Source organism: Streptomyces africanus (genome assembly GCF_030816955.1).
Lineage (GTDB): Bacteria > Actinomycetota > Actinomycetes > Streptomycetales > Streptomycetaceae > Streptomyces > Streptomyces africanus.
Genome location: NZ_JAUSYP010000001.1, coordinates 7,358,364 through 7,379,796, shown reverse-complemented (window position 1 = coordinate 7,379,796; position 21,433 = coordinate 7,358,364). Strand labels below are relative to the sequence as shown.

At 72.1% G+C, this 21,433-nt stretch carries 15 protein-coding genes and 3 pseudogenes; 7 read left to right on the top strand and 11 right to left on the bottom strand.

The window, feature by feature from the left end; genetic code table 11:
* Positions 1-3 precede the first annotated feature (3 nt).
* Positions 4-352 (top strand): annotated as a pseudogene (locus QF034_RS33880) (VOC family protein).
* Between the two features lie 18 nt (positions 353-370).
* Here QF034_RS33880 and QF034_RS33875 read toward each other — a convergent pair.
* From QF034_RS33875 to QF034_RS33830, 10 genes and pseudogenes are all read right to left on the bottom strand, one after another.
* Positions 371-931 (bottom strand): GNAT family N-acetyltransferase, encoded by a 561-nt coding sequence (locus QF034_RS33875; protein ID WP_307178496.1) that lies wholly within the window; start codon positions 929-931, stop codon positions 371-373.
* 48 nt (positions 932-979) lie between these two features.
* A complete protein-coding gene (locus tag QF034_RS33870; RefSeq protein ID WP_307178495.1) occupies positions 980-2,803 on the bottom strand; it encodes a CocE/NonD family hydrolase in 1,824 nt (607 codons plus the stop codon).
* Between the two features lie 113 nt (positions 2,804-2,916).
* A complete protein-coding gene (locus QF034_RS33865; protein WP_307178494.1) occupies positions 2,917-3,849 on the bottom strand; it encodes a S66 peptidase family protein in 933 nt (310 codons plus the stop codon).
* Entirely contained in the window at positions 3,846-5,810 is a 1,965-nt protein-coding gene (locus QF034_RS33860; protein WP_307178493.1) for a prolyl oligopeptidase family serine peptidase, read from the bottom strand. The genes QF034_RS33865 and QF034_RS33860 overlap by 4 nt, the downstream gene beginning before the upstream one ends.
* A gap of 4 nt (positions 5,811-5,814) precedes the next feature.
* Positions 5,815-7,128 (bottom strand): M20/M25/M40 family metallo-hydrolase, encoded by a 1,314-nt coding sequence (locus QF034_RS33855; protein ID WP_307178492.1) that lies wholly within the window; start codon positions 7,126-7,128, stop codon positions 5,815-5,817.
* Positions 7,121-7,954: a M55 family metallopeptidase gene (locus QF034_RS33850; RefSeq protein WP_307178491.1), complete on the bottom strand. Its 834-nt coding sequence runs from the start codon at positions 7,952-7,954 to the stop codon at positions 7,121-7,123. Before QF034_RS33850 ends, QF034_RS33855 begins: the two co-directional genes overlap by 8 nt.
* Positions 7,955-8,030: 76 nt before the next feature.
* Complete coding sequence (locus QF034_RS33845; RefSeq protein WP_307178490.1) at positions 8,031-9,122, bottom strand: SGNH/GDSL hydrolase family protein; 1,092 nt, start codon at positions 9,120-9,122, stop codon at positions 8,031-8,033.
* Between the two features lie 96 nt (positions 9,123-9,218).
* Positions 9,219-10,076, bottom strand: coding sequence for an NAD(P)/FAD-dependent oxidoreductase (locus QF034_RS33840; protein WP_307178489.1), 858 nt, complete (start codon positions 10,074-10,076; stop codon positions 9,219-9,221).
* 168 nt (positions 10,077-10,244) lie between these two features.
* Positions 10,245-12,636, bottom strand: a pseudogene (locus tag QF034_RS33835) (MFS transporter).
* 155 nt (positions 12,637-12,791) lie between these two features.
* Positions 12,792-13,235: an SRPBCC family protein gene (locus QF034_RS33830; protein ID WP_020276619.1), complete on the bottom strand. Its 444-nt coding sequence runs from the start codon at positions 13,233-13,235 to the stop codon at positions 12,792-12,794.
* Between the two features lie 171 nt (positions 13,236-13,406).
* On the opposite strand from QF034_RS33830, the gene QF034_RS33825 reads away from it, so the two are divergent.
* The 4 genes and pseudogenes from QF034_RS33825 to QF034_RS33810 form a co-directional block, all read left to right on the top strand.
* A complete protein-coding gene (locus QF034_RS33825) occupies positions 13,407-14,444 on the top strand; it encodes an Rv2578c family radical SAM protein (protein WP_307178488.1) in 1,038 nt (345 codons plus the stop codon).
* A gap of 133 nt (positions 14,445-14,577) precedes the next feature.
* Positions 14,578-16,155, top strand: coding sequence for an alpha/beta hydrolase (locus QF034_RS33820; protein ID WP_307178487.1), 1,578 nt, complete (start codon positions 14,578-14,580; stop codon positions 16,153-16,155).
* 149 nt (positions 16,156-16,304) lie between these two features.
* Positions 16,305-17,120: an oxidoreductase gene (locus tag QF034_RS33815; RefSeq protein ID WP_307178486.1), complete on the top strand. Its 816-nt coding sequence runs from the start codon at positions 16,305-16,307 to the stop codon at positions 17,118-17,120.
* 33 nt (positions 17,121-17,153) lie between these two features.
* A pseudogene (locus QF034_RS33810) lies at positions 17,154-17,516 on the top strand (GNAT family N-acetyltransferase); the annotation flags it as partial.
* A 2-nt stretch (positions 17,517-17,518) separates the two neighbouring features.
* Here QF034_RS33810 and QF034_RS33805 read toward each other — a convergent pair.
* Complete coding sequence (locus QF034_RS33805) at positions 17,519-18,094, bottom strand: adenylosuccinate lyase (protein ID WP_307178485.1); 576 nt, start codon at positions 18,092-18,094, stop codon at positions 17,519-17,521.
* Between the two features lie 390 nt (positions 18,095-18,484).
* Between QF034_RS33805 and QF034_RS33800 the strand changes: the two genes are divergently transcribed.
* On the top strand, positions 18,485-20,290 hold the full coding sequence (locus tag QF034_RS33800) for a 3-hydroxyacyl-CoA dehydrogenase family protein (RefSeq protein WP_307178484.1): 1,806 nt from the start codon (positions 18,485-18,487) through the stop codon (positions 20,288-20,290).
* A gap of 115 nt (positions 20,291-20,405) precedes the next feature.
* Entirely contained in the window at positions 20,406-21,215 is an 810-nt protein-coding gene (locus QF034_RS33795; RefSeq protein WP_307178483.1) for a TetR family transcriptional regulator, read from the top strand.
* The last annotated feature ends 218 nt before the right edge of the window (positions 21,216-21,433 follow it).

Genomic DNA, 21,433 nt, shown 5'->3' with positions numbered 1-21,433 from the left:
GTCATGGAGATTCTGGGTGCCACACTGCGCGTCTGCGTCGACGACCTCGAGACGGCGATTCCCTTCTACGAGCGGCTGGCGGGCGGCAGAGCCCAGCGCTTCGAACGGGGCGGTGTCCAGGTGGCGGCGATCGGCTGCTTCCTGCTGATGAGCGCTCCCCCGGCCGAACTGGAGCTGCTGCGCAAGGTGGCCGCGACGATCGCCGTGACGGACGTCGAGGAGACGCACAAGGTGCTGACCGAGCTGGGCGCCCACATCATCGCGGGCCCCCATCGCCTCACCGGCGGGCCGCAACCTGATCGCCCTGCATCCGGACGGGTCGGTCTACGAGTACGTGGACCGCCAGGCGTGATCCCGGCCGGGGCCCGGTTCAGCGCCGCCCCGGCTCCTGGAGCATCTCGGCGGTGATCGCCCAGCGCTGGTGGTCGCGCCAGGCGCCGTCGACGAAGAGCATGTTCGGCGAGAAGCCCTCCAAGCGGAATCCGCTGCCGCGGGCCAGGGCGATCGACGCGGCGTTCGCGGGCTGGACGTTGATCTCCAGCCGGTGCAGCCGCATGGCCCCGAACGCGTACCGCACCACGAGGTCCAGCCCTTCGCGCATCAGCCCCCGCCCGGCGGCGTGCGCGAAGGCGCCGTAGCCCAGCGCCCCGGACTGGAAGCCGCCCTCGACGATGTTGTTGATGTTGATGAACCCGGCGATGGACCCGTCGCCCTTCTCGCAGACCAGGAAGCCTGCCTTCGACGGGTCCTCGATCAGCCGGGCCGCGTACGCGCGGTACGCCGGTGCGCTGTCGGGCGGGAAGAGCCACGGCTGGTGCAGGTCCTTGCTCTGACGGGCCCGGGCGGTGAACTCGGCACCGTCCTCGTGGGTGAAGGGGCGTATGCCCACCCGGGGGCCTTCGGCGAGGTAGTGGGATGCGTTGTGCGGCACCCCGCCACAGTAACCGCGTCGGCGGTGTCCCTTCAGAACCCGGCGACCTCAGGACCCGGTGACCGGCAGCTGGAGCACGCCGGGCTCGCGGGGTCCGCTGACCACGGTCACCGGCTTGATCCCCCGGTTGCCGAAGTAGGCGTCGTCGCTCGCCGCGATCACGAACCGCAGCCGGTGCCCGGCCTCGTACCGATGCACGACACCGGGGAGGGTGACGGTGAAGCTCTTCGTCACGTCCGGTACCCGGACCGGTGCGACCAGGCGGCGCACCAGGGTGCGGGTGCCGTCGGGGGCGACGTCGTAGATCTTGGCGAAGAGGACGAGCTTGTCGGCCGCGTCGCCGGAGTGCTGCGTGCGCTCGGCCTTCGGGGAGTGCACCCTGAGCGTGGCCCGGGGCGCGCCGACGACGTCGAGGGGGCGTTCCAGCGGCTTGCTGGTCCAGTCGAGGTAGGTGCCGTTCGTATCGTGCGGGGGTGGGTCCTGCAGCCCGATGAGTCCGGCCAGCGAGCTCTCCGAATGGCTCGTGGGGATCAGCCGGTTGGTGTAACCGCGAGTGCCGCGGGCCACCTTGTTGCGGTTGTCGACGAGCTTGCCGTCCCCGGAGAGGTACAGCGTGCGGTTGAGGGTGGGGAGGCGGTCGGCGGTGGCGTAGGTGCGGTGCGGGTCGGTCACCCAGTCGCGGTAGTAGGCGAAGGCCGGTCCCGTGTCGACGTGCGTCTGCTTCCTCAGGTGGCGGTCGAACCAGGCGAGGACGCGGCGGCCGACGTAGCTGGTCTCCAGGTTGCCCCGGGACAGGTCGAGTTCCCCGGTGGCCGGGCCGGTGAGGCCGGCGCTGTGGCCCCAGGACTGCCAGATCATCTTCACGGGGGTGCCCTGGGCCCGGAGCGTCCGGTAAGTCGCCGTGGCCTCGTTGAGGTTGAAGAGGGTGTCGGCCTGCCCCTGGACCAGCAGGGTGGGCGCCTTGACGCGGTGCAGGTACGACACCGGGGAGACGCGGCGGGCGAAGGCGAGCAGCTCGGCGGTCCGGTCGGCGGGGTAGCTGCCGGAGTTGAGGGTGTGGATGGTCCGGCAGGCCTGGGTGACGAAGTGCAGGCAGGCCAGGGAGTTGACGCGGGAGGGGTCGAAGCTGGGCTGGAGCAGCGGCTGGCCCTCGCCGATGAGGTAGAAGCCGTTGGTCCACTGCCATTTGAAGACGCCGGGGACGTCTGTGCCGCCGGCGGCGTTGTTGGGGTCCAGCGAGTAGGCCAGGTCGTGCCAGGTGATCATGGGGACGAGTGCGTCGAGGCGGTGGTCGACGGCGGCCGTGGCGAGCTGGACGGCGCCGCCGTAGGAGCCGCCGATCATGCCGACGCTCGGGTCGCCGGGGGCGTCGAGAGCGACGAAGTCGGCGGTGGTGCCGTCGTCGGCGGCGCGTTTGCCGCCCAGGAAGTCGACGAGCCGTGAGGCGGCGGCGCCGTCGATGTCCGGGTCGTCGAGGGAGACGAGGCAGCCGCTGCGGCCGAAGCCGAGCCCGGAGTAGACGAGGGAGACGTAGCCGCGCCGGGCGAAGGCCTTGCCGACGGTGTCCGTCGAACCGTCCGACTTGCTGCCGCCGAAGCCGTTCGTGGCGAGCACGGCGGGCGCCGGGTGGTCCCGGTCCACGCCCGCGGGGCGGTACAGGTCGGCGTCGACGGTGCAGGAGCGGCCGCCGGCCTGGACGGTGAACTTCAGCGGGGTGACGGTGTAGGGGTCGGCCGCGAAAGCCGGTGGGGTGAGGAGGAGGGGGGCGGCCAGGGCGGCGCCCAGAGCGAGAGCGAGGGGTGCGCGGGATCTGGGCACGCGTCGGGACACACGGACCTCCACGGTGAGGGGCGACGGCAACGACGACAACATGGGCAACCCGGATACCGACCAGTAGGTACTGGTCGGTAGTCATGGTGTGACACGTGTCAGGAGGCGTCAATCACCGAAACGAGGGTTCTTGACAGGGTTTCAGCGCGGCACGCTCAGCTCAGGGCCGGGGCGTCGAACGTCAACGTGCCCGTGGTGGCGTCCAGTTCGGCCGGGACGCCGAGCGGCATCGTCAGCGCGCCCTCGCCGTGCCCGAACCCGAACTCCTCCACGACCGGGACACCGAGGCCGCCGAGCCGGTCGGCGAGCACCGCGCGTAGCTCCTCGTACGGACCACACGCCGCCCAGGAGCCGAGCACGATCCCGGCGACCCCGCCCAGCCAGCCGGTGCGCAGGAGTTGGGTCAGATACCGGTCGACGCGGTACGGGCTCTCGCCCACGTCCTCGATGAGCAGCAGCCCGCCCCGGGCGCCGGGGAGGGCGTGCGGGGTGCCGAGGTCGCTCGCGAGCAGGCTGAGGCAGCCGCCCAGGGTGACACCCCGGGCCCGCCCGGGCACCAGCGCGGTGCCGCCCGGGGGCACGGCGGTGACGGTCCGCACGGACCCGGGGTCGAAGAGGGTGGCCCGCAGATGCTCCTGCGCGCGGGCGTGCTTGAGGAAGTCGACGCCGGCCGCCGCCGGGCCGTACAGGGTGACCAGTCCGAGGCGGGTGGCGAACGCCTGGTGCAGGACGGTGATGTCGCTGAACCCGGCGAACACCTTCGGGCCCGCCGCCCGCATCGCCTCCCAGTCGAGCAGGTCCACCATGCGCTGCGCCCCGTATCCGCCCCGGGCGCACAGCACGGCGGCGACGGCCGGGTCGCACCAGGCGTTCTGGAGGTCGGCGGCCCGCTGGGCATCCGTGCCGGCGAGGTAGTCGAACTCCCGGTGGCGGCCGAGCACGTGCGGTGCCACCACGGGGTCGAGGTCCCAGCCGCGCAGGACGTCGAGCCCGGCCTGGAGCCGCTCCTCGGGCACGGGCCCGCTGGGCGCGACGACGGCCACGCGGGCGCCGGGGGCGAGTCGGGGCGGTCGCAGCAGGGGTCTCACTTTTTGAGCTCCAGGGTCGGGACGCCGGGCGGGTTGAGTCCGAACGCCTGGGCGTACAGGGAGAGTTCGGCCTCCAGGGCGCGCACCATGGTCTCCGCCCGCCGGAACCCGTGTCCCTCCCCCTCGAAGGCGAGGTAGGCGTGCGGCACCGGCCGGTCCCCCAGCCGGGCCAGGAACCGCTCGCACTGGACGGGCGGGCAGATCACATCGTCCAGGCCCTGGAGCAGCAGGAACGGCACGAGGAGGCGGTCGGCGTGGGTGGCGGGCGAGCGCTCCGTGTAGCGCGCGGGCACGTCGGCGAGCGGCCCGATCAGGCTCTCCAGGTACCGCGACTCGAAGTCATGGGTCTCGCCCGTGCCCCAGCCGGTGAGGTCCAGGATGGGGTACTTGATCGTGCCGCAGGCGTAGACGTCGGTCGTGGTGAGCGAGGCCGCCGCGGTCCAGCCGCCCGCGCTGCCGCCCCGGACGGCGAGCCGGTCGCGGTCGGCGGTGCCCTCGTCGGCGAGAGCCAGGGCGACGGCGGCGCAGTCCTCGACGTCGACCACGCCCCATTGCTCGCGCAGCCGTTCGCGGTACGCGCGGCCGTATCCGGTGGAGCCGCCGTAGTCGACCTCGGCGACGCCGATGCCGCGCGAGGTGAAGTAGGCGATCTCCAGGTCGAGCACGAGCGGCGCGCGGGCGGTGGGCCCGCCGTGCGCCCAGACGACGTACGGCGGCAGCTCGTCGCCGGGCGCGACGCAGCCGGGGTGGTGCGGCGGGTAGATGTGGGCGTGGATGTCGCGTCCGTCGGGTCCGGTGAAGGTGCGGATCTGCGGCTCGGGGTAGTACGCGGGGTCGACTGCGTCGTCGTGCTCGGCGCCGATGACGCGGGCGTGGCCGGTGCGGGCGTCCAGCTCGACCACCTCGTAGGCGCTGTGCGGGCCGGCCCCGACGGCGACGACCCGCTCGCCGTGCGCCGCGAGGGTGGGCGCGAACTCGGTCCAGGGACCGGCCGCGTCGACGACCTCGCCGGTCTCCGGGTCCAGGATCCCGAGGGCGGTGGCGCCCCGGCCGTGCACGACGGCGATCAGGCCGCTGTCGAGCGGCGCGAACCATCGCATGCCCAGTTTCCACAGTGCTCCGGCGAACTCCTCCTCGCGCGGGCACAGCGGCTCCCCGTCGAGGCAGAGGTTCCACCAGCCGCTGCGGTCGCTCGCGTACAGCAGGCGCCCGTCGTGGGTGAAGTCGGCCTGCGCGATGGACTCGCCTGGCCCGCCGGCGACGGTCCGGGCGCCGTGCAGGGTGCCATCGGGGCCGACGTCGGCGAGGAGCAGTTCGGTGCCGTCCCACGGCATGCGCGGATGGTCCCAGGCGAGCCAGGCCGCCCGCCGCCCGTCGGGCGACAGCTTCGGCCCGGTGACGAAACGGTGCCGGTCGTCGGTGAGTTCGCGTACGGCGTCCCGGTCCCCGGCGGCGGAGCCGTCCAGCGGTACGGCGGCCAGGACGCGGCGCACATCGGCGGGCCCGGGCCCGGTGAACTCCTCCAGCACGCACCACACCTCGCCCCGCTCGGGCCGCAGGAGCGGCTCGGCCCAGCGCAGGCCCGCGCCCACGTCGGACAGGGGCGTGAGCGGACGCGGCTCGCCACCCGGCTCGTACCGGTACAGCCGCTGGTCGGCGAAGTGCACGAACACCACCAGCGGGCCGTGCTCCCCCGGGAGGGCGGCCCAGGGATGTCCGCCGTACTCGATGACCCGGCTGCGCACGTTCCACGGGGCGGGCAGCAGCGACTCCTCCGTGCCCTCGGCGAGCCGCCGCACCAGGGTGCGCCTTCCGCCCTCGGCGGGGCGCGGCTCGGTCCACCACACCTCGTCGCCGACGAACCCCACGTACTCCGGGTGCCCGTCGTGCGCGGCGGCCAGGGCCGCGTCGATGGGCGAGGGCCACGCCCCGTACGGCAGTGTCCGCACCGTCTCCCCCACCCCCCTAGGCCGTGCGCAGGAACCGGTCGAGCACGCGGACGCCGAAGTGCAGTGCCTCGACGGGGACGCGTTCGTCGACGCCGTGGAACATGGCGTTGTAGTCGTAGCCCTCCGGCAGCTTCAGCGGTGTGAAGCCGTAGCCGGTGATGCCGAGGCGGGAGAACTGCTTGGCGTCCGTGCCGCCGGACATGCAGTACGGCACGACGTGCCCCTCCGGGGCGAACTCCTCGACGGCTGCCCGCATCCGGGCGAACGTCGCCGAGTCCACCGGCGCCTGGAGTGCCACCTCGTGGTGGTGGAACTCCCAGTCCACGTCCGGCCCGGTGAGCAGGTCGAGGGTGTCGCGGAACTCGTCCTCACCGCCGGGCAGATACCGGCCGTCCACGTGCGCCACGGCCTCCCCGGGAATCACGTTGATCTTGTAACCGGCGTCCAGCATGGTCGGATTGGCGCTGCTGCGGATGGTCGACTCGACGAGCCGGGCGGCCGGTCCGAGCTTGTCGAGCAGCCGGTCCACGTCGGTCAGGTCGGGCTCGATGCCGTACAGCTCGGCGAGTTCGGTGAGCGCGGCGCGCACGGTCGGGGTCAGCCGCAGCGGCCACTCGTGCTCGCCGATCCGGGTGATCGCGGCGGCGAGGCGGGTGACCGCGTTGTCCTTGTTCACCTTGGAGCCGTGCCCGGCCCGGCCGCGGGCGGTGAGCTTCAGCCAGGCGGTGCCCCGCTCACCGGCCGAGAGGGGGTAGATCTGCCGTCCGGCGCCGTCGTGGAAGGTGAAGGCCCCCGACTCGCTGATGCCCTCGGTGCAGCCCTCGAACAGCGCGGCGTGTTCGTCGGCGAGGAACCCGGAGCCGTCCTCGGCGCTGGCCTCCTCGTCGGCGGTGAATGCGACGACGATGTCCCGCCGGGGGCGGACGCCCTGGCGTGCCCAGGCGCGGAGCACGGCGAGGATCATCGCGTCCATGTTCTTCATGTCGACGGCGCCGCGTCCCCAGACGACCCCGTCGCGGATCTCCCCGGAGAACGGGTGCACGCCCCAGTCGGCGGCCTCGGCGGGTACGACGTCCAGATGGCCGTGGAGCAGCAGCGCGTCGGCCGAGGGGTCGGTGCCCTCGATCCGGGCGACGACGTTGGTGCGGCCCTTGGTGCGTTCCAGGAGCGTCGGCTCGATGCCGGCCTCGGCGAGCCGCGCGGCGGCGTACTCGGCGGCGGGCCGCTCCTGGCAGTCGCCCCCGCCCCGGTTGGTGGTGTCGATCCGGATCAGGTCGGACGTGAACGTCACGACCTCGTCCAGCGCCTGCCCGTCCGCCTGCTCAGCCATACTGCTCCTCCACCGCGGCCGAGACGATCGTGGTGACCGCCTTGAAGGCGCGGATGCCCTCGTACATGGTCTCGCTCGTGTACGCCACCTTCCGCTGCCCGATCCGCTCCACACCCGGCACGACGGTGGCGGCCATGGTCAGGTGCTCGGCGTCGAACTCGACGGCGACGGTGAACGGCCCGTCGGCCACGGGTTCGTGACGCACCGCCAGTGAAGCCGCCTCCTTGGCCGCCGCCCGGATGTCGGCCGCGGTCCTGGCCGGCGTACGGCACACGGCCGCGTACCGCGAGACGTGGTCCTTCACGGCGACCTTCAGCGCCTCGGGCGCGTATCCGAGCGCGTCCTCGCAGGTGACGTCGTCCCCGGTGACCAGCACCACCGGCACCCCGAACTCGGCGACGACCCGGGCGTTGAGCAGCCCCTCGCTCGCCGGTACGTCGTTCAGCCACACCCCGGTGATCTGGTTCGCGAGGTAGGTGTGCGCGAGGACGCCCTCCATGCCGGCGCCCGCGTGGTAGCCGACGAACGCGATGCCGTCCACGTCGCCGTGCTGCACGCCCTCCACCATGGACAGCGCCTTGTGCCGCCCGGTGAGCAGCTGGGCCCGCTCGTCCAGCTGCTCCAGCAGCAGATTGCGCATGGTCCAGTGCGCCTCGTTGACGATCACCTCGTCGGCGCCGCCGTCGTAGAAACCGCGTACGGCGGCGTTGACGTCGGAGGTGAAGAGCGAGCGGCAGCGTTCCCACTGCGAGGCGCCCGGCAGCACGTCGTCGGGCCAGGTGACGCCGGTGGCGCCCTCCATGTCGGCGCTGATGAGGATTCTCATGACGAGCCGTCCCCCCGGATGGAGATCTTCATGGTTCGTCACGTTACGCGCTACGGGCGGAACCGGCTACGACATGTCACCACCGTATGGGCAGGTCGGTGATGAACGAGGTGAGCCGGTCGGCGAGCAGGCGGTCGTCATGGGCCGAGTAGTGCCAGTGGCAGCCCGTGTAGTCCAGGCCGGTGTCGTCGAGGCGCCAGTAGCGGACCCGGCGGTCGCCCGCGCCCGTGCGTTCCTCGACCACCTGCTGGACGTGTCCGGCGAACGGGCCGGCGCCGACGGCCAGGATGGTCGTCCCCGGCCCGTAGCGCGTGCGCAGCTTCCGGAGGAAGCCGCTGTAGGCGCTCCGGTAGGCGGCGGCGAGGCTCTCCTCGGTCCACGGCTCGCCCGGGTTGACGGGGGTCGAGAAGTCGTTGGTGCCGAGGTGGACCACCACCAGCTGCGGCCGCCAGGTGCCCGGGTTCTGCCAGACGTCGCCGGGCACGTTCAGCAGCGCACGGTCGTAGAAGGTGCGGTAGTTCACCTCCGGCGTGCCGCCGTTGTAGTTGCGGACCATGCCCAGGCCCGAGTACGCGTTGATCTGGTAGTCGGCGCGCAGCCGCCGGGCGGTGAGGGCGCCGTAGCTCACGTCGGCGTTCGTGGTGCGCGCGACCTGCTCGCCGGTGCAGTCGCGGGAGGTCGAGAGGTTGCCGTAGCCCACCGTGAGGGAGTCGCCGACGAACTCGATCTGGCGGCTGCGCGCGGCCGGCCGGGTGAGGACGGCGCCGCCGGGCGCGGCGACGAAGCCGCCGAACGAGCTGGTGCTCCAGGGGGTGTCGTTGCGCTTGACGAGCCGGACGGTGTGCACGCCGCCGCGCAGGCCGTTGATCCAGTGGGTGGTCCTGCCCGGCGTGACGAGGGTGGCGACGGTGGTTCCGTCGATCTGGACGTCGTAGTCGGCGGCCGGGTCGTCGAGCACGACACCGACGCCGGTGCCGCGGAACCGGCCCTCGAAGTACACGCCGGGCCAGCTGTACTGGAGCACGTCCCCGGCGTCCTTGACCCGCCCGGCGGTGTGCACGCTCGCGCGCACGCCGTCCTTGTCCGGGGCGGCGGCGGTGGCGACCGCGGGCGGGCCGGCCAGCACCAGCGCGGCCGTCGACGCGAGAAGCATCCGTAACCAGGGCATCGGCATGACTGTCCTCCGGGGGACGAGGCAGGGGCACGGACCGGGGCGACATGACCGTACACCGACAAAAACCCCGCTCACCAGACCGCGTCGGACTCAGCTCCGCAGCCGGTCGAAGCCGAAGGGCACGAGGGCCTCGGGCCGCCGCCCGGTGACGACGTACTCGGCGAGCCGGTGCCCGGCGACCGGGCCCAGGGTGACGCCGAGCATGCCGTGGCCGGTCGCCGCGAAGGCGTTGTCGTGCCCCGGGACGCGGTCGATCACCGGCAGCCCGTCGGGGAGGAACGGCCGCCCGCCGACCCAGGGGTCCCGGATCAGGCCCACCAGGTCGTCCGGGTCGTCGAACCAGCGGCCCAGATAGTGCCGGCTCGCGAGGGCGACCGCGACGATACGGCGCCAGTCGAGGCGGTTGTTGTTGCCGCTGAGCTCCATCGTGCCGCCGATCCGCGTGGTGCCGCCGATCGGCGAGGCGACGGCCCGGCGCTCGCCGAAGTACAGCGTGTGCCGGGGCGCCGGATCCAGGTCCACGGAGAAGCTGTAGCCCTTGCCGGCCTGGAGCGGCAGGCGGTGCCCCAGGAGCCCGAGCAGATCCGGCGAGCGCATGCCGGCGGCGACGACGACCGCCGCGCAGGGCAGTTCGCTGTCGGCGGTGCGCAGGGCGGTGATCCGGCCGCCCGCCGACCGGAACCCGGTGACCTCGGCGTTCTCGTGGATCTTCACACTCGCGGCGGCCAGGGCCTCGCCCAGGGCGCGCGCGAACGCCTCCGGGTCGACCACCCCCTCCCCCGCCACGAGGTAGGCCGCGCGCACGGCCGGGGACAGCGCCTCGTCCAGCAGGTGGGCCTCGGCACCCGTGACGACGTCGTCGGGCACGGGGTAGTGCCCGTGCGCCATCTCCCGCTGGATCGCGAGGTGGTGCCGGGCCTCGGCCGGCGACAGGAAGGCGTGCACCACTGCGCGAGCACCGGACGGCCATGGCCCTGTATCTGGCGTGCCTGGCCGACCGGCTGGGCGGCCCGGACCGCTGACCGTCCGCCTCAGGCCGCACGCCCCGCCACCGGCCACCTCGACGGCAGCTCGACGGCAGCGCACCGGCGTGCGACCCCGCGCGCCGGTGCGGGTTCAGTCCTCGTGTCCGAGCTGGAGGTCCCGTTCGGTGCGGCCGCCTCCGGCCACCTGGAGCACGGTGGCGACGGGCGGGTAACCGGCGGCGATGACGGTGTACTCGCCGGAGGACAGGTCGATGAACCGGAACATGCCGTCGGGGCCGGTGGTGAGGGTGTCGACGACGTTGCCGGCGACGTCCAGCAGGGTCACGCGCGCGTCCTCCACGGGCCGGCCGCCGCCCGCCCGGACGGTGCCGCGCAGGACGGCGCCGCCGGCCAGCTCGATGTCCCGGCGGGTCTCGCGGGCGGCCTGCACGATGACGGGCAGCGCGGCCGGGCGGAAGGCGGGGGCGCTGGCGGCGAGGGTGTACTCACCGGCCACCAGACCGGTGATGACGTAGCCGCCGTCGCGGCCGCTGCGGGTGGTCGCCACGACCTCGCCGTGCACATTGGTGAGGGTGACGCCGGCGTCCCGTACGGGGGTGCCGTCGGCCGTGACCACGCTGCCGACGAGGTTCCCCGCGCCACCGAGAACGATGTCCAGTTCGACGGGGCGCTCGCCGACGGTCACGGAGACCGCCTGCGGCTGGTGGCCGCCCGCGGTGGCGATCAGCACGTACGAGCCGGGCCCCGGGGTGGCCAGCGCGTAGCGCCCGTCCTCGCCGCTCGCGCCGCGTCCGGTCTGCTGCCCGGTGACGTCGATGAGCGTGAGGGCCGCGCGGGGCACGACGGTCCCGTCGTGGTGCTGCACCGAGCCGCAGACGGGGACCCCGGCGGTGTGCGGAGCGCGGGCCTGCGGAATGGAGGTGCTCCCCGGCTCCGTGTCCGGGTCGGTGACGGATACGTGGTGGGACACCAGGGGTTTCTCCTTGAGGAAGAGGGCGATGACCAGCCCGAGGGCCAGCACCGGCACCAGGTGGAGGAAGATCCGCGGCATGGCGTCGGCGTACGCCCCGATGTAGCCGTCGCGCAGCCCCGGGGGCAGGGCGTGCACGAGCTGCGGGGTGAGGGACTCGGGGTCGGGGAGCCGGTCGTCCGCGCGCCTGGGCAGGTGGTGGGCCAGGGCGTCGGAGAGCCGGCCGGCGAGGAACGTGCCGAAGACGGCGGCCGAGACGCTGCCGCCGATCTGCCGGAAGTAGTTGTTGGCGCTGGTGGCGGTGCCCAGGTCGGCGGGACGGACGGAGTTCTGCACGGCGAGGATCAGCACCGGCATCACCATGCCGATGCCGGCGCCGAGGACGGCCGTCCAGATGCCGTAGTGCAGCCGGGGCGTCTCGGCGTCGAGGCGGGACAGCAGCCACATGCCGGTGGCGGAGAGGGCGCAGCCGAGGATCGGGTAGGCCTTGTAGCGGCCGGTGTGGCTGATGAGCTGTCCGGCGATGACCGAGGCGCCGACGATGCCGGCCGTCATGGGCAGCATGAGCAGGCCCGACTCGGTGGCGGAGACCCCGTCGACCATCTGGAGGTAGGTCGGCAGATAGCTGGCGGCACCGAACAGCCCGGCTCCGATCACCATCCCGACCAGGCCGGTGACGTTGAAGAACGGAGTCCCTGAACAGCCGCAGCGGGATGAGGGGTTCGGCGGCGAAGTGCTCGGCGACGAGAAAGAGGACGGTCGCCACGGCCGCTCCCGCACCGAGGCCGAGGATCATGCGCGAGTCCCAGGCGTACTCCGTGCCGCCCCAACTGGTCAGCAGGACCAGGCAGGTGGAGGCGGCGGTCAGCAGCAGCGCGCCGAGGAGGTCCAGCCGGGCCTTGCCCGCCGGTTTCGGCAGCTTCAGCGCGACGGCGACGACGGCCAGGGTGACCAGGCCGAAGGGCACGTTGACGTAGAAGCACCAGCGCCAGGAGAGATGGTCGGTGAAGTAGCCGCCGAGCAGGGGCCCGGCCACGGAGGCGAGTCCGAAGGCGGCGCCGATCAGGCCCAGGTAACGGCCCCGCCGCCGGGCGGGCACGATGTCCGCGATGATCGCCTGGACACCGATCATGAGGCCGCCCGCACCGGCGCCCTGGAGGGCGCGGAACGCGATCAGCTGGTCCATGGTCTGCGCCCGGCCCGCGAGCGCGGAGCCGGCGACGAAGACGACGATCGCGAACTGGAAGACGCCCTTGCGGCCGAGCAGATCACCGAGCTTGCCGTAGACCGGCAGTCCGACGGTCGCGGTGAGCAGGTAGGCGGTGATCGCCCAGGACATCCGGTCCAGGCCGTGCAGCTCACCGACGATCTTCGGGAGCGCGGTGGCGACGATCATCTGCTCCAGGGCGGCGAGGAGCAGGGCCGGCATGAGCGCGAGGAAGACCAACCGCACTCTGCGCGGGCTCAGTTCGGCGGCCGGTGCCGGTGGCGGGGAGGGGGGTTCGGGAGGTGCCACCGCCGGTTCGTCCTGCGCCAGAGTGATCCCGCCCACCTACCGCTCCCCTCGTCGCGCTGCCGCACCAATCCCGCGTAAAAGCGACAACTACGAGCAAGCGCGACGAGTTACGGCACAGGAGCGAACCGTACGGAGATCACCCGAACCGGTGAGGGGCACAACGGCCCCTTGGCGTTTGGGCCTTGGGGAGGCTACTTCTCGACCTCGGCGGCGAGCCGGGCGAGCAGCGCGTCGTAGATCCGGCCGAGACCCTTGGGCGCGAACGTCTTCTCGAAGAAGCCGCCGATACCGCCGGCGCCGGTCCAGGTGGTGGTCACGACGACCCGGGACTTGCCGTCGCCGGCCGGAGTGACCCGCCAGGTGGTGACCATGGAGGAGTTGCGGTCCTTCTCGACCAGCTCGCCGTCGGTGGGCTCGCTGACCTCCAGGAGGCAGTCGCGCACGCGCTTGCTGGTGGCCTGGAGCTTCCAGTGGACGAGGGTGCCCTCGCCGTCACCGCCCTCGCGGACCTCGTACTCGCTGAACTGCTCGGGCAGCAGCTTCGCGCGCGTGCCGCTGTAGTCGGCGAGGGCGTCGAACACCGTCTCCGCGTCCGCCGCGACGATCCGCTCCGTAGTGGCCTCGACCTGCGCCATCGCTTTCCTCCAGGACATGGTTTCTCGGGGGTCGGGGGCAAGCCAACCACCCCGCTGCCCGGCCCCCCAAATCGGGGTCGCCCAACCCGGTCGCAGCCGTTCGGAAAACACCCCCGCACGATCAAGGGAACATGTGTTCTATTCTGTGGCCAGTGCTACCGAGGAGGCGTCATGCGCTGGGACAACCTCACAGAGGACTCCGAACACGGCCGGGCCGACACCGCGCTGTTCGGCGCGGACGCCGTGACCACCCGTACCTTCGACACGCCGGAGTTCCGCGGGATCACCTTCCACGAGATCCGGGCCCGCTCGATCATCAACCGGGTGCCGGCGGTCTCCCGGATGTCGTTCCAGTGGACGGTCAACCCCTATCGCGGCTGCTCACACGCGTGTGTGTACTGCTTCGCGCGCAAGACGCACAGCTACCTCGACCTCGACACGGGCCTCGGCTTCGACTCCCAGATCGTCGTCAAGACCAACGCGCCGGAGCTGCTGCGCCGGCAGCTCGGCTCGCGCCGCTGGCAGGGCGAGCACATCGCGATGGGCACGAACGTCGACTGCTACCAGCGCGCCGAGGGCCGCTACCGCCTGATGCCGGGCATCATCTCGGCCCTGCGGGATCACGCGAACCCCTTCTCGATCCTGACCAAGGGCACCCTCGTCCTGCGCGACCTGGACCTGATCAAGCAGGCCGCGGAGGTGACCGACGTCGGCATCTCCGTCTCGGTCGGCTTCACCGACCAGGAGCTGTGGCGCACCGTCGAACCGGGCACGCCCGCGCCCGAGCGGCGCCTGGAGGTCGTACGGACCTTCGGCGAGCACGGCATCGGCTGCGGGGTGCTGATGGCGCCGGTGATCCCGTTCCTGAGTGACCAGCCGGACCGACTGCGGGCCACCGTGCGGGCGATCGCGGCCTCCGGCGCCACGTCCGTCACCCCGCTGGTGCTGCATCTGCGGCCCGGCGCCCGCGAGTGGTTCATGGCCTGGCTGGAGCAGCACCACCCGCACCTGGTGCCCCGCTACCGGCGGCTGTACGCGGAGGGCTCCTACGCTCCGAAGTGGTACCAGCGCCGGATCACCCGTCAGGTGCACGAACTGGCCGAGGAGTACGGCATCGGGCCCACGCGCGCACAGACGCCGCGCCGGATCCGGCCGCCCGAACCGACCGAGCCGCCGGCGTCCGAACCGACCCAACTGTCGCTCATATAGGAGCGTTCGAGCGCATCCAGCGGCCCAATCGGGTCAAGTCTTGACGGAACACGTTCTTCCAGAGCCGCTTGCCGGGACGAATCGGCGAGGACCGTGAACCCCGCGGCCCCGCCCTCCGTCCTGGAAGGACTCCATGAGAACACGCGCAGCCGTGCTGTGCGGCGCCGCCGTCGCGCTGGCCGGAAGCCTTACGGCCGTGCCCGCCGAGGCGAGCGCACCGCACTCCGCAGAAACCTTTCGCGCTGTGAAGCCCAGCTGGAAGAAGTGCGGCACCACCGACTATCCGATGCTCCAGTGCGCATCCCTCAAGGTGCCGCTGGACCACGCGAACCCGCACGGTCGGCAGATCACCCTCGCGCTGTCCCGCGTCCCGCACACCGCCGCGACGTTCCAGGGCCCGCTGCTGGTCAACCCCGGCGGTCCCGGCGGCGACGGTCTGACGCTCGCCGGTTTTGTCGCGAACTCGCTGCCCAAGGAGGTCGCGGCCCAGTACGACATCGTCGGCTTCGACCCGCGCGGAGTGGGCGCGAGCAAGCCGGCCCTCGACTGCAAGCCCGGCCACTTCGGCCCGGTGCGCCCGGACTCCGTACCGGTCACGCCCGAGGTCGAGCGGGCCAACCTCGCCCGCGCCAAGTCCTTCGCCGCCGCCTGCAACAGGAAGTACGGGCATCTGCTGCCGTACGTCAACACGGTCAGCGCCGCGCACGACATCGAATCGATCCGGCAGGCACTGGGCGCGGGGAAGATCAATTACTTCGGTTACTCGTACGGCACCTACCTGGGCGCGGTCTACGCCAAGCTGTACCCGCAGCGGGTCCGGCGCCTGGTCCTGGACTCGATCGCCGACCCCACCGACGTGTGGTACACCGCCAACCTCAACCAGGACCACGCCTTCAACGACCGCCACCGCGCCTTCATGGCCTGGGTCGCCAAGTACGACGCGAGGTACAGGCTCGGCACCGATCCGGAGAAGATCGAAGCCGCGTGGTACGCGATGCGGGCGGCCCTCGCCAAGGATCCGGCGGGCGGCAAGGTGGGTGCCGCGGAGCTGGAGGACACCTTCGTCCCGGGCAGTTACTACAACGGCTACTGGCCCTACCTGGCGGAGGCGTTCGCGGCGTACGTGAACCACAAGAACACCGGCCCGCTGGTCGAGGTGTACAAGCACTTCGGCGCGGCCGACGCCGCCGACGACAACAGCTACAGCATCTACACCTCGGTGCAGTGCCGGGACGCCTTCTGGCCGCGCGACTGGCACCAGTGGCGCAAGGACAACTGGGCGGCGTACGAGAAGGCGCCGTTCATGACCTGGAACAACGCCTGGTACAACGCACCGTGCGCGTTCTGGCCGACCGACTCGGCGCAGCCGGTGAGCATCACCAACGCCGAGCTGCCGCCGGCACTGCTGTTCCAGGCGACGAACGACGCGGCCACTCCGTACGAGGGCGGCGTCACCGTCCACGACCTGCTGGCGCGCTCCAGCCTGGTGGTCGAGCAGGGCGGCGGCAACCACGGCATCACGCTGAGCGGGAACGCCTGCCTGGACAAGTACCTGGCGACCTACCTGTCCGACGGCACCGTGCCGCGCGGCGTCGGCACGCGGGATGCGGTGTGCGACGCCCTGCCCGACCCCAAGCCGCTGACCTCGAAGGCGGCGTCGATGTCCGCCCGCGGCTCGACCCTGCACCGCCTGCTCGGCTTCCGCGGCTGAGAGCCGCAGGCCCGGCACGTCGTACCGGCACTCCCCCACCCGGGAGGCGCTCCTGGCGGCCGTGCCGCCGGCGCGACCTTGCGTGCGAAAACTGATCGGTTTACGGTAGGTGAAACCGATCAGTTTCTCCACGAGCCCCTGGAATCCACATGACGACGAATCGGCCGGTGGCACTCGTGACGGGTGCGTCATCCGGCATCGGCAGGGAAACCGCGCTCGCGCTGGTCGCAGCAGGTTTCGACGTGGTCGGCACAAGCCGCGACACCTCGCGCGTCGCGCCGCTCGGCGGTGTGACGTTCCTCGACCTCGACGTGGCCGGTGACGCCTCGGTCGCCGCCGCGGTCCAGCAGGTGATCAAGCGGTTCGGGCGGATCGACGTCCTGGTCAACAACGCCGGCGTCGGCTCGATGGGCGCGGCCGAGGAAACCTCCGTCGCGCAGGCCCAGGGCGTCTTCGACACCAACGTCTTCGGGGTCATGCGCATGGTGAAGGAGGTCCTGCCGCACATGCGCACGCAGGGACGCGGGCGCATCATCAACCTCTCGTCCGTGGTCGGGCTCATCCCCTCGCCCTACATGGCCGTCTACGCCGCCTCCAAGCATGCGATCGAGGGCTACACCGAGTCCCTGGACCACGAGGTCCGTGAGTACGGCGTCCGGGCGCTTCTCGTCGAACCCGCCTACACCAGGACCGGATTCGAGGCCAACAGCGCGCGGCCCGACACGCCCTTGCAGGTCTATGCGAAGCAGCGGCACACCTTCGACCGCATGATGGCGGAGGCGATCAAGGACGGCGACGCGCCCGCCCTCGTCGCCAAGGTGATCGTCGCGGCAGCGACCGACGCACGGCCGAAACTGCGCTACACCGCCGGCACCGTGGCCGGACGCGCGAGCACACTGCGCCGCTTCGTTCCCGCCCGGGCCTTCGACAAGCAGATCCGCAAGCTCAACAAGCTGGCCGGCTGAGACCCGCCCTACGCGGGCCCGCAGACAAAAACCCCGCAGGGAGCGGCACACGGGCTCAGTATCGCGGAGGACGCCGAGCGCCGCCGCGGGCAGCCGGCCCGGGCCGACGGGAGCAGGGTGAACCTGGTCGCCGAGGACACCGGCGGCGAGGTCGTCGGCTGGGCCTGCCACGGCCCGTACCGGGACGGTGAACTCCTCGCCTCCGACACCGAGTTGTATGCCCTCCTACGTCCACCCGACCAAGTGGGACACGGCGCGGGGCAGGCCCAGGACAACGGCCGGGCCCGCCGCTTCTACGAACGGGCCGGGTTCCAGGCGGACGGCGCCGAGGAGCCCTTCGAGGTGGAGGGCGTCAGGGTCCCCGAGGTGCGGTACGCGCGCGCACTCCCCCGTTGATCTCACCTCTGCTTCGGGATCCGCCCCAGCGCCCGCACCGCCGCCTCCGCCAGCACCGGATGCGCGAGGGCCTCGTTCAGCACGGGTCTGGCCCGGGCGTCGCCCAGCGTGCCGAGCCCGTCCACGCAGGCGAGGGCCACCCGGCGGTGCGGGTCGTGCGGGCGCAGCCGTCGCTGGAGGGTAGTGATCAGGGCGGGCACGGCCTCCGGGGCGCGCAGGTCTACCAGGAGCCGGACCGGCTGCAGGGCGTAGGCGACCCGCAGTTCGTTGGTGGCGAGGGCGGCGGCCGCGCGGGCGGTGCGCGGGTCGCCGAGACGGGCGAGGGCGTAGGCGGCACAGGCGCAGCGCGGCGGGTCGCGGTGGTTGAGCAGCAGCACCAGGGACTCGAAGGCCCGCCGGTCCCCGGCGAGTCCCAGCCGGAAGGCGGCCAGCTCCCGCGCCCACAGGGGCTGCCCGGGTTCGGTCAGCACCGCGGCCAGGGCGTCGAGGTCGTCGGTCGCCACGAGCCGCTCGAAGGCGGGCGACGCCCCCGACTCCTGCCGTAAGCGCTCCGTGAGTGATCGCAACTCTTCGTCCATGACTGAGAGATTAGAGGTGCCGTGAGCTGCGCGGGACGCACATCACAAACACGAGGGCTGGCGCGCTCGTTACCCGCCAGTTAAGCTCAGACGAGCGAGTTACCCACTCGTATCTCCTCGCGGCGGTCTGGTGACGCGGCCACCGTGAGAGCAGTCGGTTCGGTACCTCGGTACCGCAGTACGGCTCGGCCCCGGGACAGGGCCGGTCGGAACCGCCGTTCACCGGGCGTGTGCACGCCCGGCCCGACGGCACCGGGCGTGTGCGCTCGCAGCCCGGCCAACACCCGCACTTCGCACGCACCCGGTGCGCCCTGAACCCGGCCCTGCCGGGCCGTAGTCGGCGCACCCGGGCGTGTTCCCCGTCGTCACCCTCATTCCTGGAGTCCCGCGATGGCCACTCCCCTGTCCGACCCGTCCCTGTCCCCCCTGCGCACCATCGCCGTCGTCGGCCTCGGCACGATGGGCACCGGCATCGCCGAGGTCCTCGCCCAGGCCGGCCGCGAGGTCGTCGGCATCGACATCAGCGAGGCCCAGGCCGCGAAGTGCGTCGCCGCCCTGGAGTCCTCCACCGCCCGTGGCGTCGAGCGCGGCCGGCTGACCGAGCAGGACCGCGCGGCGATCCTCGACCGCGTCCGCACCTCCACCGACCTGCGGGCCGCGGCCGACGCCGACCTGGTCATCGAGGTGGTTCCGGAGTCGTACGAGATCAAGCAGCAGATCTTCCGGGAACTGGACGGGATCGTGCGCCCCGAGACGATCGTGGCGACGGGCACCAACGCCCTGTCGGTCACCCGGCTCGCCGCCGACTCGGCCCGTCCGGAGCGGGTGCTGGGCCTGCACTTCTTCAACCCGGCCCCGGCGATGCGGCTGGTCGAGGTCGTCTCCTCGGTGCTGACCGCGCCGGCCGCCGTCACGGCGGTCACCGATCTCGCCCTCGACCTGGGCAAGGAGCCCGTCGCGGTGGGCGACCGGCCCGGGTTCGTCGCCGACGGCCTGCTGTTCGGCTACCTCAACCAGGCCGCCGCGATGTACGAGGCGAAGTACGCCTCCCGTGAGGACATCGACGCCGCGATGCGGCTGGGCTGCGGCCTGCCGATGGGCCCGCTGGCGCTGCTCGACCTGATCGGTGTCGACACCGCGCGCACGGTCCTGGAGGCGATGTACGCCGCGTCCCGCGACCGGCTGCACGCCCCGGCGCCGATCCTCAAGCAGCTGAGCGAGGCCGGCCTGACCGGCCGCAAGGCGGGGCGCGGGTTCTACACGTACGAGGCGCCGGGCAGCGGCACCGTGGTGCGGGACGCGCTGACCCCGCTGGAGGGCGGGAACCTGGTCCCGGGCCGGGAGGTCCGCTCGGTCGGTGTCGCGGGCTCGGGCACCATGGCCTCCGGTATCGCCGAGGTGTTCGCCAAGGCCGGGTACGAGGTGGTCCTCGCCGCCCGCAGCGAGGAGAAGGCCCAGGCCGCGAAGGCCCGCATCGGCAAGTCCCTGTCCCGCTCGGTCGACAAGGGCCGGATGACCGCCGAGGCCGCCGCGCGGACCCTGGGCCTCATCACACCGACGGGCACCTACGACGACTTCGCCGGCGTCGACCTGGCCGTGGAGGCGGTCGCCGAGGACCTGGAGGTCAAGCGGCAGCTGTTCGCCGCTCTGGACAAGGTCTGCAAGCCGGGCGCGGTCCTGGCCACCACCACCTCGTCCCTGCCGGTCGTGGCCTGCGCCCGGGCCACGTCGCGCCCGCAGGACGTGATCGGCATGCACTTCTTCAACCCGGCGCCGGCCATGAAGCTGGTCGAGGTCGTCCGTACGGTGCTCACGGCCGACGACGTCCACGCCACGGTCCGCGAGGTCTGCGGCCGGATCAGGAAGCACCCGGTCGACTGCGGGGACCGCGCGGGCTTCATCGTGAACGCGCTGCTCTTCCCGTACCTGAACAACGCGATCAAGATGGTGCAGGAGCACTACGCGTCGCTCGACGACATCGACGCGGCGATGAAGCTGGGCGGCGGCTACCCGATGGGCCCGTTCGAGCTGCTGGACGTCGTCGGGCTCGACGTCTCGCTCGCCATCGAGAAGGTCCTGCACCGCGAGTTCCGCGACCCGGGGCTCGCCCCGGCACCACTCCTGGAGCACCTGGTGGCCGCGGGCTGCCTCGGCCGCAAGACCGGCCGTGGCTTCCGCGAATATGCCAAGCGCTGAGGGTCCCGGCGACTGGTTCCGGTCCGGCGCGGAGTGGGGCGGCCTGCTCGGCCCGGACCGGTTCCACGAACCAGGCCATGCGCAGCGAGCTGCGCACATGCAGTACGTTCAGGGCATGTCCCAGCCCGCCAAGTCCGCACGTACACCAGCTACGACCGACGCGCCGGAAAGTGCCGCAGGCTCTCGCGCGGCCGCCCAGCGGCTCAAGATGCGCCGGGAACTGGCGGCCGCCGCGATGGAGCTGTTCGCGACCAAGGGGTACGAGGCGACCACCGTCGACGAGATCGCGGCCCAGGCCGGCGTCGCCCGCCGCACCTTCTTCCGCCACTTCCGCTCCAAGGAAGAGGCGATCTTCCCCGACCACGACGACACCCTGGTCCGGGCCGAGGCGGTGCTCAACGCCGCGCCCTCGCACGAGCATCCGCTCGACACGGTGTGCCGCGGCATCAAGGAAGTCATGAAGATGTACGCGGCCCGGCCGGAGATCTCGGTCGCCCGCTACAAGCTGACGCGCGAGGTGCCGACCCTGCGCGAGGCGGAGATCGCGTCGGTGGCCCGCTACGAGCGACTGTTCACCCGCTATCTCCTCGGCCACTTCGACGAGCGCGCGCACGCCGACGACGCCAACGACGACCCGCTGCTCGCGGAGGTCGCCGCGTCCGCCGTGGTCACCGCCCACAACCACGTCCTGCGGCGCTGGCTGCGGGCGGGCGGCCAGGGGGACGTGGAGGCGCAGCTGGACCACGCCTTCGCGATCGTGCGCAAGACGTTCGGCACGGGGATCGGGGCCGGGCGCTCCACGGAGGCGCAGCCGGCCGCGGCCACGGCCTCGGCGCAGGGCGAGGTGCTGGTCACGGTCGCGCGCACCGACGCCCCGCTCGACGAGGTCATGCGGACGATCGAGCAGGCGCTCAAGGAGCGCTGAGCGACTCCCGCTCCTGTGACGACGGCCACCCCACGGGGTGGCCGTTTTGGCATGTCAGGGGCCGTTTTGCAGGCCCTTGGCGAGGCCGTTCGATCGATCATCGCTCATGTGTTACGTAAAGATTTCATCTGAGAGCAAGTTCTGGCACTCAGTGCCTTGCGAGGTGACACGCGGTGTCATACGTTGAAGAGGTCCGGGCGACGTCCCAGCAAGCCCAG